Source organism: Ruegeria sp. CJ9, assembly GCF_056536625.1.
This window is the reverse complement of sequence record NZ_JBQFPY010000003.1, coordinates 15,777-28,712: the sequence shown is the minus strand read 5'-3', so window position 1 is coordinate 28,712 and position 12,936 is coordinate 15,777. Positions and strand designations below refer to the sequence as shown.

Sequence of the window (12,936 nt, the reverse complement as noted above, 5' to 3'; positions counted from 1 at the left end):
GGTTCGCGGATATCAACTCGTTAAATTTCCAAGCATGACGATCAACACTTGCAACAGAATGTTTGAAACACCCTCTGAGGTTATGGGCAATTCCAAGCAGCGACTTCCTCGGCAGTTATTGGGTATCTTGTCGCCTCCATCACTTCGGGTACCTGACTTGCATCATACCGGTCCATGACCCATTCCCAGACGGGATCGCCCGTACTGGTCACTTCCAGCGCTCGTCCGGCGCGGGATTCGGTTAGCAGAAGATTGCCATTGGGCAGCTTTTGCCATTTCCCGGACCACTTGGTGTAGAACGGTTGGTCGGGCCGTTTGGGAAAGAGAATGGCGCGTTCTTGCGTATGGGGTTGTACTGCGACGATACGCGATCCTCCCTGCAGGCCTCCGCCCTCGGTTCGGTCGTAGTTGTTGTCAAAGATGCCGATCCATCCGTCACCGATGAAATCCGGGTCGTGCTGAAAAAGAGTGTCTGAATAGGTGTGCCATTTCACCTCTAGCGTCTCCGGATCGAGCACTATGACCATATGAAGGTCGCGGAGGGACACGACGATGTCGCCCGCATCGAACAACGGATATTCAGCGGCCATATCCGGTGACAGTTCTTCTATGTCGTTGAGGTGAAAGATATCGCCATGATAATTCCTGCCTGTCCTCAGGTACACGTCGCTCAGGCCATTTTTCTCAAACACTTCGATCGAGCTGATGGATTTCAGGACCTCGCCATCGGCGCTGACTTTCATAAAGTAATCTTCGTAGACGGGGAAGGACAGGATATTCAAAAGCTTTTCATCGCGCCCATCGCGCGAGCGAAGCTCTTGATTGCCGGACACCCAGAACGAGCCGTCATCATTTGCCGAGATTGAATGATGTGCCCGAGGCTCTGAAAGGGCCCACAACACATCGCCACAGGCCGACATCCGGGCGATCCCGATAAATTCGAAGTTGAACAGGATGTCGCCGTTGGGAAAAAGATGCGAGCCGTGAATGTATGGGTAGTTATGCCGCCCGCCGAAAATCTCGCCGGGGTCAGGCGCCCAGGAGTGCAGGACAGCGCCGGATTCGTCGATCAGCCGAACACCTGCATGCCAGTCGAATTCCGGGAAATACGATGTGATAAGCGTAGAACCGGGGGCAATGGCGTTGGCATCGTGAATGCGTACACCTTCAAAATCATACCGCACCGGCATCAGCCGGTCAGGTTCCTTCATAAAGGCTTTGATCTCCCCCCAAGTCTGAACGGCGATCCTGTAAGGGGCAAGATACAGGTAAGCTGATGCAAGCCCTGCCAAGAAAGTGATTGCCAACAGGCAAGCCAGCGACAGCAATGCAAGCAGGCGATCAGACATAATTTCAAAATCCTAAGCTACAATCTGTGTGACAAAGTTGGAATTTTGTCTGTTGGTGATCAAGCTTTAATCAACTCACACTGCCCATTTTGCGGCATATCCATTCAGCTTCGTGCGCTTTTTCGGGCAATTGAAGGGTTTGGGTCACCTTTTAACTTGCGCCTACATAGGCATCTGAATTGGCAATAATACAACTGATCTCGCAAAGTTGTTGCCAAATCGCTGCAATATGAGCGTCTGTTATTCGTAATTTTTGCAAGCTGGTTTAGTTTCGATGACAAGGTGTAATTTTTGCTTGGTGTTGAGTGTCGTGTTACAGAGTTTGAAGAACAGACAATGAAGCCTGCCTTTGAAAAGTTGCCAGAACGGCTGTTCCGGGTTTGCCTGGTCTTTTCGGTTATCTGTGTGTCTGTTCTTTATGGGATGTTTGCGCAAAAGAAAAATTGGCCTCCGGCCCCGCAATTTCGGACGGCATATAATGTCCTGTTCGTCTATGAAGCTTTGTCACTCAAAGCCAGAGCATACCGTCAGCATCTTCAACCGTCACGCGGTCAAGGCGACGGCGTCATGGTAAACGAACACCCTGACCGCCAGGATGCGATCCTGCTGATGGGATATTTCGAAGGAGAGAACCAGGCGAGGCTTGTGAAGCGAGACGGCAGTGTGATCCGAAAGTGGACACTAGACTACTTTCAACATTACCCCGATGTTCAAGATCGTCCCTGTGCCCACCTTACAGCCCCTTTGTTGACAGATGTGCACGGCGCGTTGCTAACGCCAAAGGGTGAGCTTGTGTTCAACTACGAGTATTGCGGAACGGTCAAGTTGGATCAGTGTTCCAATCTACTCTGGCGGTTGGATGAAAAAACACATCATTCGATGGTTGCATCGGAAACAGGCGGGTACCTGACGCTTGGCCGCAATGTTTGGAATGCGGCCGAGGTTGTTGACCGTTTTCCGCCGTTTTCGACACCGGCGACAAACGATTTGATATGGGAAGACGTGGTCTTGAGGCTTGATGACAATGGCCAGGTACTAGAAAGGGTATCGATCCCAGGCATGATCATGGACAGCGGTCTGACAGCGTTGCTTACAGCAAACAATGAAGAGATCACATCCGCAAAAGTGGTTCGGAACGAGCTGCTTCATTCAAACAAGATTGATGAACTCCCGTCTGAACTGGCGGAACAGTTTCCAATTTTCAATGCCGGTGACTGGGTTATTTCGATGCGAGGGCTGAACCTTGTCATCGTAGTTGACCCTGCCTCACGGGTGGTGAAATGGCACCAGACCGGTCCATGGATTCGTCAGCACGACCCAGAGTTTCGCCCTGACGGTAAAATTTCGATATTCAACAATAATGCTTATCTGACCTCATACGACAAGCACAAGAAGACAAGGTTGGCTGCGCCTCGAGATACGAACATTGTGATTATTGACCCGGTCACACGAGAGACCGAAGTTGTCTTCGGCAACAAGCCCGGTCAGGAAATGTTATCGGTCATTCGGGGACAACATGAGGTTTTGGAGGACGGCGGGCTTCTGATCACGGAGTTCGACGCGGGCCGAGTGCTAGAAGTGGACGGCGCCGGAAACGTGACCTGGGAATATATTAATAAATACGATGCTGAATTTGTGGGTGAGATCACCAATGCAAAACTCTACCCATTGAGTTATTTTGAAACTGATTGGAAGGAATGCATGCAATGAAATGGTTCAGGAGAATCTGGGTAGGAGAACGTCTGATCCCGCTTTGTCTTACCGGAGCGCTGTCTTTTCTGATTCAGGCAAGCCCGGCTCACGCCTATATCGGGCCCGGTGCCGGGTTAGGCGCGGTCGCGGTCACGATTGCTGTGGTGCTGGGCGGCCTCTTTCTTATTGTCGGGCTCGTCTGGTTTCCGTTGAAGAGATTGCTCCGCGGCAAGAAAGTCGCGGCTGAAGCAGGTAAAGAGACCGACGCGGCGCAATGATACAGGCTGTTGCCGTTTCGCTTTTGGCGGTGGCGGGGTTCATTCTTGCTTTGTGGTGGACGAATATCGCGGATATTGCCCGCGGGATTGTTGGTGCAAGCATGGCGGGTGTGGCCGCCCTGTTTGACAACCAGTTGTCTGACGATGCCAAAGAAGTTGCAGCGCGGCGGGCAGGGGGTCAGTTAATTTTAGGGGGATTAAACCTGGCAGGGCGCATTGTTGTGGCGTTGGCTGCGGCGGGCCTTCCCATCTTGCTGGCGGATTTTGTGGGCCTGGTGCCCGGCAGCGCGGTTCTGGATGTCATGCTGCGGTTGGATTACATCGTCATCGTTTCCATCCTGGCCTTTGCAACGGTGAAGATCGTCAACCGTCTGCGTCGTACCGATGCAGCGGCAGAGAATAGCGGCCCCCAATATTCGCCTGTGGATCAGTTCGTTCACAACTTAGCCTTTTCCGGCCCCGGGGTTCAGAAAATGGCCGCACGGGCCGAGGCGCGCCTGATACCGCGCCCTCCGATGCCTGACGTTTCGCAACCCATTTTTGTGACGTCCCTGGCGCGTGGTGGCACCACAGCGGTTCTCAACGCCCTTCATGATGCACCCGAAGTGGCGACTCACACGTATCGGGATATGCCTTTTGTTACGGCACCTGTGCTGTGGAACAAGCTGGCCGGCGGCAAGAGACGCGGGGTGCGCAGACGGCAGCGTGCCCACGGCGACGGAATGGAGATCGACCTTGAAAGCGCAGAAGCGTTTGAGGAAGTGATCTGGAGAATGTTCTGGCCAGAGAGGTACAAGGAAGCCTCAATCCCGCTGTGGCAGGCCGGGGATACAAATGAACAGGCCGACCGGTTTCTACAAAACCACATGAGCAGCATTATCCGGGCGCGCAATCTTCAGGCCGGGCCGCAGAGCGTTGAGAAGACACGCTATTGTTCAAAGAACAATGCCAACATTGCCCGGATTCCCTATCTGCTGAAATCCTTTCCTGATTGCAGGATCGTGGTTCCCGTAAGACGTCCTGAAAGCCATGCTGAGTCCCTACTGCGGCAACACAATAACTTTAGCAAGCTGCAAACCCAGGACAATTTTGTGACCCGCTACATGGCCGATATTGGTCATTTCGAGTTCGGCAATCTGCATAAGCCCTTTTTGTTTTCCGGAATGGAACCGACGCAAAAGGACACCCACACACCTGATTACTGGCTGCAATACTGGACTTGCGCCTTTCGGGAACTGCTTGAGTACAAGGATAGGTGTATCTTTCTTCTGCAGGACGATTTGCGCGCATCGCCTCAGGCGACGATGGAGGGGTTGTATGACACCCTTGAGCTTTCGTCTGATGGCCAGAGTTTCGAACAGTATTTTCATTCGAAGCCTGACGTGGCTGCCGCAGAACATTTCGACCCCATCTGCCTGAAGGCCGCGCAAGATGTCTATGAAGCATTGGAAGAATGCGCCCATCGGAACCTGCTGCGAAACGTGATTTGAGACTGGTACGAATAGAACTACAAGTTTTGAGAACAAGTTCCTGCTGACCTGCTTCAAGCGGAATAAGTCATACATTCAATCGCCGAGAGCATTTTTGTTCCAGGCAGCGTGTGTCGCGCTAACCTTCACATTATTTGCCCTCAATATGAACTGGCAATGAACATCGCGTTGTACGTGAGTTCAAGCAAAATGGCCTTTAATTGCTTCGTTAAGTTCGGGATTGGTAATGCAAATGAAGTTAGTACGATTTTTGGAGAAACATTTCTCCGCGGTGTTGTTTGGGCTTTCGATTTTGAGCGGAGCGTATATCTACGGAGTAGTCAGCTACAAATATGAATGGTTTCCTGTTCCAATTCTGCAAAAAGCCAAAGCAGGATACGACGCTTGGCGAAAACTTGAAGCCAAAGAAGAAATTTTCGGAAAGGTGGAATATGTAGCAGTCCCAAAGGAAGATCTGACAACCTGGCTTGTTGAACCTAGGGACTACGACGATCTGTTGCTGATTACAGGTGGGTTCGAGGAACAGCCCGAACTCTGTCCGGAGGTCGGTTGCATCGCCTGGATAATGGATCGCCAGGGGAACGTATACCACACTTGGAGCGTGTCGAGAGCAGACCTTTTTGATGGGCAAGAATTTGAAGGCTTCAGCGGACAACCCGGAAGAGACAATGTGAATGTGTTGGGAGTTGACCTAGACGACAACGGTGATCTGGTTGTTACGTTTCAGGCCAAAAACATGTTCCCTTACCATATTGGTTCGATGCGAATTGATCGGAACAGCAAAATTCTCTGGTCTTTTATTAATCACGCACATCACTGGCCTTATGTTGCGGACAACGGCGAGGCCCTTTTACCTTGGGCTCAACTTGAGCAGCCTCCGGAACAGTATGTTGGACCCACTCGGATCGAAACCAATTGTTCAATACTTGGAGCGGTTTACGAGGAGGGTTTCCAAATCTTCGATCGGGCTGGGGAGAGAATACGTGCGGTACGGTTTGAAGATCTTTTTGTACAAAATGGGCTGATGGGGCTAGCGTACTCAGTGCGCGAAGGGTGTGACCCTTATCACATCAATGGGGTTGTGGAGATAAATGAAGCAACCGCTGCTAAGATTGAGGGGGCAGAGGCGGGCGATATTGCTATGTCACTACGATCCTCGAGCTCACTAATTGTTGTCGATCGGCACGATGATACTATTCATCGTGTCATAATGGGGCCAATGGTTGCTCAGCATTCGCCAGTCGTCACAGAGCGCGGCACTTTCGTACTGTTCGACAATCTTGGTGGTCTCGCGTCGCAAGGTGGATCTCGTATACTCGAAATAGACCCTGTATCTGGTTTGGGCACATCCCTTTTCCCATTGGCTGGTGATACAGAACACTATCTGTTCTCAAAAGAGCAGGGCTTAGTAAGATTAAGCGAGAACAACGAACGGGCGCTCGTATCGGTTTCCGAAACTGGCCAGGTTTTAGAAGTTGACTTATTGGAAGGCAGACCAATTTGGGAATACCTTAATCAAACTAGTCTCTCAGCGTTCCAACGTCGCATTGGCCAAGTCACAGATGTCAATTACGCTTTAATGGAAACTCTAGGCGCAGACTATGTGTCCCGGGATTTTGTGGAAACGGTGTTGGGTGGAACAGTGCCAATTGGAGCAGTTCAGCCAAGAGCTAGCGATAGGAATCATAACCAATAATTGACGGTTGCATCGAACACGATGGTGGGTGGGAAGACCTTGGTTTGGCGGTCATTGCGCGTCGCGTCCGTTAGTTTCGTCGCTTCTCCGGCAAGGCCATCAACCCGTCGTAGATTCTGTAAATTTCCATTGGCTTTTGTCGGTTGTTGTCCATTTTCTGATCGCCGAAGTAGATCGGTTCAATTAAGGGGGCTCAGGTTCTCGATGGGCTATTTGCGCCTCGCTCAGTCAAAAAAGATCACCTTTCGATCCCTGGGCGTAGATTAAACAGATTGATGGAAATCAATTTGAGCCAAACTTTAAGTCTGCTTGACCAAAAATTTGGTTCTCAACTATCGCACGGGCAAGCTTTTGATGACCCGTTTCCGACAAATGCCCGTCCGGGAAAAGATAGTCCTCGGGCTCCAGTATGTCCGGCGTATGAAGGATCGTTAAGTCAGATACCTTTGCGCGCAAAAGGTCGAGGTCTGGCGAGGTCGAGAGGACTTCGGTGAAACGCCCCCCCCGACCGCCTGTGTTCACGTCGAATACAATCAGGTGCGGTGGGGTGGGGCCCCAATCCCAATTGGCCAAAACCTCGATCAACACATCGGGGCCACTCAGGTCTGCCATTTGCAGATCGTACTGCTCATCCTCGCCATCCTCGCCGCCAATGAAACGCCAGCGAAGCTCATTAAGGAAGGCGGGCAAGTAATGCCCAAACCCTCCGCCTGTCCCTTCGTTTTCGGCGACGAGTTTGGCATAGGTTTCTTGCGACATAGCAGACAGCGTGCCGTCGTGAAGATAGCGTCGGTTTTCGTAGCCGTCATTGTCGCTGTATTGGACAATCACTGTCTTCAGGTTGCTGCGGTCAAGTCGGTCCAGCGTCATAAGCTCTCGGACTGTGCCATAGGACGACACGCCGGTGTTCAGCGTTTTGCGCCCGGTTTCGGCCTCGATAACGTCGGCAAAGGTCATTCCTTGCCCGACACCCCAACCCATTGCCTGGCTATCGCCAAGAACCACGATTTCGGGCGCATCAAGAGACGCCTCATCATCGCGGTATCCTGCTGAATTCACGACAAGCTCGGTTGAAAAGCCAGTGTTTTCGAAGGTGCAATTGCCGGGCTGCAACGTATAGCCCAGCTCAGAATCGTAGCGTGCGCATTCCGGAAGGTATTGAACATACGAGACATTCGCCCAGTAAATCTTTTGCGCAAGCCGGTCCACTGCGCGGATGCCCGTCGGAGACTCCCGCGTGACAAGCCAGGCAAGCGTGGCTTCCAGACCAATCAGAAGAACCGCAAGGATCAAGGCATTTATAGCAACGACGCGCCACATCCGGTTTCAGTCCAACCCACAGCTTATTTTGTTGCCTATTGCCTTCGACTGGTCCTGACCTTTAATCCGCAACACGACAAACCCTTTAACAAAGTAACATTCCGCTCATAGCACAAAATGCCGCGTCAAGGGAACGATGTTGTCTGCCACTCAGAATGCCAGCCGCGTTGGTCTGTGGCCTTTTTTGTCCTTTTGGCCTCGTTCCTCATGCCTTTCATCTCTTCGCCTGAGAATGAGACAATGATGCTTGATTGGAAACAACGTCAGGATTCCATTGACTTGCTCAAAAATGCTATGAAACTGACAAATGGTGTACCTGTACACGGCCCGATCTGTGCTGAAACTATTTGGTTTCAGTATCTGATGTTTTCAGGGGTCGGCACGCGGGAAAGGGTGAAAAGTATTCGGTTTTGAGTATTAGTTCAGAGTGAAATGTTCATAGATTTGCTATCTTGGGAATTCCTGCTGTTTTCGGCGTTTGCCATAATCTTGGTTGCGTCTTCGACAGGGCCTGTGCGGACGGTCGGCTTTCTTGGCGCCAATATCGCCTTCATTTTTGCGCTTCTCGGTCCAATCGGTTTGGCTTCAACTTTGTTCTTTTCAGGTTTGGGGTGGGGGCTGACCCGGGTGCATCTTACGGCGTCCAGATGGGCGGCAATTCTGTCGGCAACTCTGCTGGTCCTCGTTTTTATCTACATGCTGGACTATGAATTCCTGGGATTGTTCCTGCCGGAAGCAGCACGCCTGTCATTCCTGCAAACAGTTGGTTTGAGCTTTCTGTTGTTTCGTATCTTGCATGTCATGATTGATGCCCGGTCGGGTGTCATCGACCGCATTGATCCCGCTGTTTATCCCAACTACCTCTTGGCGTTTACAACGTTCATGATGGGTCCGATCCAACGGTATCAGGATTTTCGCGACCAATGGGCAGATCGTACCCAAGCCATCGAGATGACGTATGAAGCTCATCTTGATGCCGGGCTGAGAATTCTCTGGGGGCTTGTCAAAGTATACGTCATCGGAACATTCATCTTCCGTTTTGCGCTACAGCCCAACACCGATGTCCTTGCGTTGAGTTTGGGTGAATTCTGGCTTCAATTGGTAGCCTTCTACTTTTTTCTTTATATGAATTTTTCCGGCTACTGCGACGTCGTGATCGGTATCGGCAGTCTGATGGGCATTCGGCCACCCGAGAATTTCAACAACCCGTATTTTGCCCAGAACATCGCTGATTTCTGGCTCCGCCAGCACAGAACTCTCACGTTGTGGTTAACGGACTACGTGTTCAACCCGGTGTATAAAAAGGCCCTCAGTTCCAGTTCATTCGCCAGTTTGCCGCTGGCTGCCGGGATCATTGCGGCCATGCTGACCATGCTTGTTTCTGGCCTTTGGCACGGCACCACAATCGGTTTTTTGATCTTTGGTCTCGTGCATGGGACGTGGCTCGCGATTTATCGGATATGGGATCACGTTTTGGTGGCGCGCCTTGGGAAAAAACGGCTGCGAAAGATCAGGGCAAGCTGGCCCGGACGGGTAGTCGGAATGGCGATTACCTTGCACGCGGCTGCCTTTGCGTTCCTGTTCTTCCAGTTGGACACACCAAGCGTCATTGCGTTTTTGAAAGGTCTTTTGTGATGTGGTCGGCCCTTTTCCCCAATCGGTCTGTTCGGATGACCATGAAGATTCTCGTCGCAGCCGCGCTTGTTGGTATTCTTTTTGTTTTCTCCGCGACGGAGGTCGACTTTGTCTACACGGGTTTCTAGGAAACTGCGCCTTTCGCTCGCGGCCCTTGGGACAATTGGGGTCGTCGTTGTGTTGGTCTTTTCGGCGCTGACATGGCTGGCCATCAGCGCCGAGCGCAGCTTTTTCATGTTCCCATATAAACAGGAAAGCTGGTACCGCTTTCTGCTGCCGTCGCAATTTGTGGTCCAGGACAAACCCGTCATCATGTTGGCTGGCCCCTCTACAGTACGCGAGAACCTGCGATGGGAGCAGGTGCAGGAGGCGTTTCCCGATTATCACATCTATCAGGGGGGGATCAGTCTGGGCACGATTGAAGACGTGACAATCTCGCTGAAACTGATCGAGGCAGCATACGGTGAAGACGCGTTGCCGGATTATGTCGTCCTTGGCCTCGGGCCCCGTTTCATTGCCAACCTGCCGCCCGATCGGCCTTTTAAATCAATTGTTGATACCTACAGCCCCTGGTTCGTGACAACTGGTCCAAACGGGGTTGAGCTGCACAAAAAATCGCTATTTGGCGCTGCGCGGGCCAAAATCCGCTTTGTCGGAAAGCAGCCCGAGCGTTTCAGGTCTGCGCTGCGTGCTTGGGCTGCCTATTGGGGTCGCGAGTTCGAAGAATGGCCCATTGGCGAGTCTGTCTTGCGCCAAACCGGGTTGCTGAATATGTGGCAATCGCAGGTCGAAAGGCAGGGAAGGCTTGTATCACCTTACAAATTTGCCAGAAGTGCTGGCCTGAGCGAAGCGGATCTTGCTAATTTTATGTCAGGCGGCTGGTGGGAGTCCGTTTTCGATTGGGATGCGCGCAAGAATAGCGGCGCTGCAGCTGAACGTCTGCGCCAGCTTATGGAGTTCCTTGATGCGCATGGCATAGGCGTCGCAGTCGTAAATATGCCCGAGCGGTCATATTCCCGCGAACGATTTACTTTCGAGTATGACGACTATCTCGGAGCGATCCACGACGGCATTGGTCAAGCACCGTTTCTCGATCTGAGTGTTTTTGCGCACGATAGTGAATTTTTCGATGCTGAACACACCATACCAGAAGGGTCACAGCGTTTGACGGCCCACGTAACAGCTTGGATTCAGTCATTATTGAATTAATGTGAGGGGGAAAGAGAATTTATTGTCGAAGTGATTGATTATAGTGTTACTAGTTAAGCAATTACCCTGAATTTTGGGGGAGGTTAAATGGTTTCAGGTGTAAAGGCAGGGAGTTTTTCCCCTGACACAGCTATGCCCGACGAACAAACGCGGACCCGGATTCTGGGTTCTCTGCGAGCGACTGAGTCCATTCAGGACTATCTCTCGTTGTGTCGCAAATGGCGCAAGATCGACCGGACCGCCGGCGATGACGGGCGCGCCGAATTGCGGGTTGCGCTTCTGAGCGGCGCAACAACGGACTTCCTTGAACTTCCTCTTCGTGCAGAGCTTGACAGCTTTGGCCTTCGCGCCCGCATTCACCGCCCGGACTTCAACACTCATGTCTCCGAGCTTATGGATTCTGCCAGTGCTACGGCCGAGTTCTCTCCGCAGATTGCAGTTCTTCTGCTTGGGGCATCAGATATCACTGAATGGCCAGCCGTGGGGGATACTGAGGCGGGCGTGGCAAAGCTGGCCGACCGGTTTGTTGACCTGTGGCTGAACAACATTTGCGCAACGTTCAATCGGGAATCCGGGGCTGAAATCATCCTTGGCAACCTGCATCTGCCACCGACTTCATCGACCGGTCACCTTAGCCGTCGCCTGCCTTGGGACCGAACCAATTTCGTGCGTCGGATCAATCAGCTTTTGACGGAGCGGGCACCAAAATATGTCCATACACTGGACCTGGAGCTTCTCTCGGCCCAATACGGGGTCCAACAATGGTTTGACCCCCGCTTTTGGTACCATGCCAAACAACCTGTCTCATTCGATTGCATGATCCCGCTTGTGCGCGACATGGCTGGGATTATCGCGGCCATCTACGGCAAGACTTCGAAATGTATCGTGCTGGATCTGGATAATACCCTGTGGGGCGGAATTGTCGGTGACGATGGGGTGAATGGCATCAAGATTGGCCAGGGCAGCGCTGAAGGTGAGGCCTTCCTGGCCTTTCAAAACTATCTGCTTGAGTTGAAGGCGCGTGGCATTCTTCTTGCCGTGGCCTCAAAAAACGAAGACGCCAACGCGCGCGCGCCATTCGATACGCTGGATGACATGGCGTTGAAATTCGCCGATTTCGTGTCGTTCAAGGCAAACTGGGGACCCAAGCCCGATAGTATCGCAGCCATCGCAAAGGAACTGAACATCGGGCTCGACGCGATCATATTTGTCGATGACAACCCGGCGGAGCGTGCTTTGGTACGGCAGAGCTTACCGGAAGTGCGTGTTCTGGAAGTGGGCGACGATCCTTCGGAATACCCATATCTTCTAAGCAGGTCCGGCTGGCTTGAGACAATCGAGATTACCAGTGAGGACCGCAAGAAATCCGAACAATACGCAGCCAATCGATCGCGTACCGAGCTTGCGGAAAGCGCAGTAGACTATGACAGCTATCTGCGCTCGTTGAATCAGAAAGCGGTGATCCGCCCGTTCGAGCCAGAGCATTTCGACCGGATTACGCAGCTTATCAATAAAACCAATCAGTTTAACCTGACTACCCAACGGATGACGCAATCCGAGGTAGAGGCACTGGCAGCCAGTGACAGCACGCTTACGGCGTATATGAGGTTGAAGGACAGCTTTGGTGACAATGGCCTCATCAGCGTAGCTGCAGGATCTGTTGTGGGTGACACGCTGACACTCGATCTTTGGCTGATGAGCTGCCGCGTTTTCAAAAGAGGCGCCGAGTTTGCTATGGCGAATTATCTTTTGCAGGAAGCCGTGCGCCGAGGGATTGCAAATGTAAGGGGTCTCTACCGGCCAACGGCAAAGAACGGCCTGGTCGAAAACCTCTATGCCGACCTTAACTTTGAAAAGGACGGTCCTGCGGAACAAAGTGGTACAAATTGGAGCCGAACACTTGCAGGGTTCGAACCGTTTCCAGTCAGCATTGAAATAGTGGAGGATTTTGCGTGACCGAAAGTGAGGTATGGCAGCGTTTAACATCGGTCTTTCAGGACGTCTTCGAGGATGACGAGATCACCTTGAGCCCTGAGACCACGGCCGAAGCGATTGAGGATTGGGATTCCCTGACGAACATCCAGTTGCTGATCGCCATCGAGAAAGCTTTTCCAGGGCTTCAGTTCAGCACCGGTGAGGTTGCGAACCTCCAAAATGTGGGCGATCTGGTGTCGGCGATAATAAAGCGCGTTGCAACTTGACGCCTCCACGAACAGGATTCGATGCAGTTGGTGACGGATTTACTCGGCACGTTGCCGATGCGCGGT

10 protein-coding genes are annotated in these 12,936 nt (G+C 52.1%); 8 read left to right on the top strand and 2 right to left on the bottom strand.

Annotation, left to right across the window (positions count from 1 at the left end):
* Nucleotides 1-80: 80 nt before the first annotated feature.
* Complete coding sequence (locus ACR0AJ_RS08270; RefSeq protein ID WP_170377109.1) at nucleotides 81-1,349, bottom strand: arylsulfotransferase family protein; 1,269 nt, start codon at nucleotides 1,347-1,349, stop codon at nucleotides 81-83.
* A gap of 336 nt (nucleotides 1,350-1,685) precedes the next feature.
* On the opposite strand from ACR0AJ_RS08270, the gene ACR0AJ_RS08265 reads away from it, so the two are divergent.
* The 4 genes from ACR0AJ_RS08265 to ACR0AJ_RS08250 all read left to right on the top strand — a co-directional run bounded on the left by ACR0AJ_RS08265 (nucleotide 1,686) and on the right by ACR0AJ_RS08250 (nucleotide 6,505).
* The gene (locus ACR0AJ_RS08265) at nucleotides 1,686-3,059 is read left to right on the top strand and encodes an arylsulfotransferase family protein (RefSeq protein ID WP_480740567.1); all 1,374 of its coding nucleotides are present in this window, start codon (nucleotides 1,686-1,688) and stop codon (nucleotides 3,057-3,059) included.
* A complete protein-coding gene (locus ACR0AJ_RS08260; protein WP_254428500.1) occupies nucleotides 3,056-3,319 on the top strand; it encodes a hypothetical protein in 264 nt (87 codons plus the stop codon). Before ACR0AJ_RS08265 ends, ACR0AJ_RS08260 begins: the two co-directional genes overlap by 4 nt.
* Nucleotides 3,316-4,809, top strand: coding sequence for a sulfotransferase (locus ACR0AJ_RS08255; RefSeq protein WP_480647229.1), 1,494 nt, complete (start codon nucleotides 3,316-3,318; stop codon nucleotides 4,807-4,809). Before ACR0AJ_RS08260 ends, ACR0AJ_RS08255 begins: the two co-directional genes overlap by 4 nt.
* A 232-nt stretch (nucleotides 4,810-5,041) precedes the next feature.
* Nucleotides 5,042-6,505 carry an arylsulfotransferase family protein gene (locus ACR0AJ_RS08250; RefSeq protein WP_480740565.1) on the top strand — a complete coding sequence of 488 codons (1,464 nt, stop codon included), beginning with the start codon at nucleotides 5,042-5,044 and terminating at the stop codon, nucleotides 6,503-6,505.
* Between the two features lie 282 nt (nucleotides 6,506-6,787).
* Here ACR0AJ_RS08250 and ACR0AJ_RS08245 read toward each other — a convergent pair whose 3' ends face one another.
* Nucleotides 6,788-7,825 (bottom strand): SGNH/GDSL hydrolase family protein, encoded by a 1,038-nt coding sequence (locus tag ACR0AJ_RS08245; RefSeq protein ID WP_170349873.1) that lies wholly within the window; start codon nucleotides 7,823-7,825, stop codon nucleotides 6,788-6,790.
* A gap of 513 nt (nucleotides 7,826-8,338) precedes the next feature.
* Between ACR0AJ_RS08245 and ACR0AJ_RS08240 the strand changes: the two genes are divergently transcribed.
* From ACR0AJ_RS08240 to ACR0AJ_RS08225, 4 genes are all read left to right on the top strand, one after another.
* Nucleotides 8,339-9,460, top strand: a complete 1,122-nt coding sequence (locus tag ACR0AJ_RS08240; protein ID WP_480640772.1) for an MBOAT family O-acyltransferase — start codon at nucleotides 8,339-8,341, stop codon at nucleotides 9,458-9,460.
* Between the two features lie 360 nt (nucleotides 9,461-9,820).
* Complete coding sequence (locus tag ACR0AJ_RS08235) at nucleotides 9,821-10,669, top strand: hypothetical protein (protein ID WP_480647227.1); 849 nt, start codon at nucleotides 9,821-9,823, stop codon at nucleotides 10,667-10,669.
* Between the two features lie 132 nt (nucleotides 10,670-10,801).
* A complete protein-coding gene (locus tag ACR0AJ_RS08230) occupies nucleotides 10,802-12,625 on the top strand; it encodes an HAD-IIIC family phosphatase (RefSeq protein ID WP_170349870.1) in 1,824 nt (607 codons plus the stop codon).
* Nucleotides 12,622-12,870, top strand: a complete 249-nt coding sequence (locus ACR0AJ_RS08225; protein ID WP_170349869.1) for an acyl carrier protein — start codon at nucleotides 12,622-12,624, stop codon at nucleotides 12,868-12,870. The genes ACR0AJ_RS08230 and ACR0AJ_RS08225 overlap by 4 nt, the downstream gene beginning before the upstream one ends.
* Nucleotides 12,871-12,936: the final 66 nt, after the last annotated feature.

Coding starts and splice junctions, on each gene's coding strand:
- ACR0AJ_RS08250 (WP_480740565.1), top strand. CDS start 5,042: ATGAAGTTAGTACGATTTTTGGAGAAACATTTCTCCGCGGTGTTGTTT.
- ACR0AJ_RS08230 (WP_170349870.1), top strand. CDS start 10,802: ATGCCCGACGAACAAACGCGGACCCGGATTCTGGGTTCTCTGCGAGCG.
- ACR0AJ_RS08265 (WP_480740567.1), top strand. CDS start 1,686: ATGAAGCCTGCCTTTGAAAAGTTGCCAGAACGGCTGTTCCGGGTTTGC.
- ACR0AJ_RS08245 (WP_170349873.1), bottom strand. CDS start 7,825: ATGTGGCGCGTCGTTGCTATAAATGCCTTGATCCTTGCGGTTCTTCTG.
- ACR0AJ_RS08255 (WP_480647229.1), top strand. CDS start 3,316: ATGATACAGGCTGTTGCCGTTTCGCTTTTGGCGGTGGCGGGGTTCATT.
- ACR0AJ_RS08260 (WP_254428500.1), top strand. CDS start 3,056: ATGAAATGGTTCAGGAGAATCTGGGTAGGAGAACGTCTGATCCCGCTT.
- ACR0AJ_RS08270 (WP_170377109.1), bottom strand. CDS start 1,349: ATGTCTGATCGCCTGCTTGCATTGCTGTCGCTGGCTTGCCTGTTGGCA.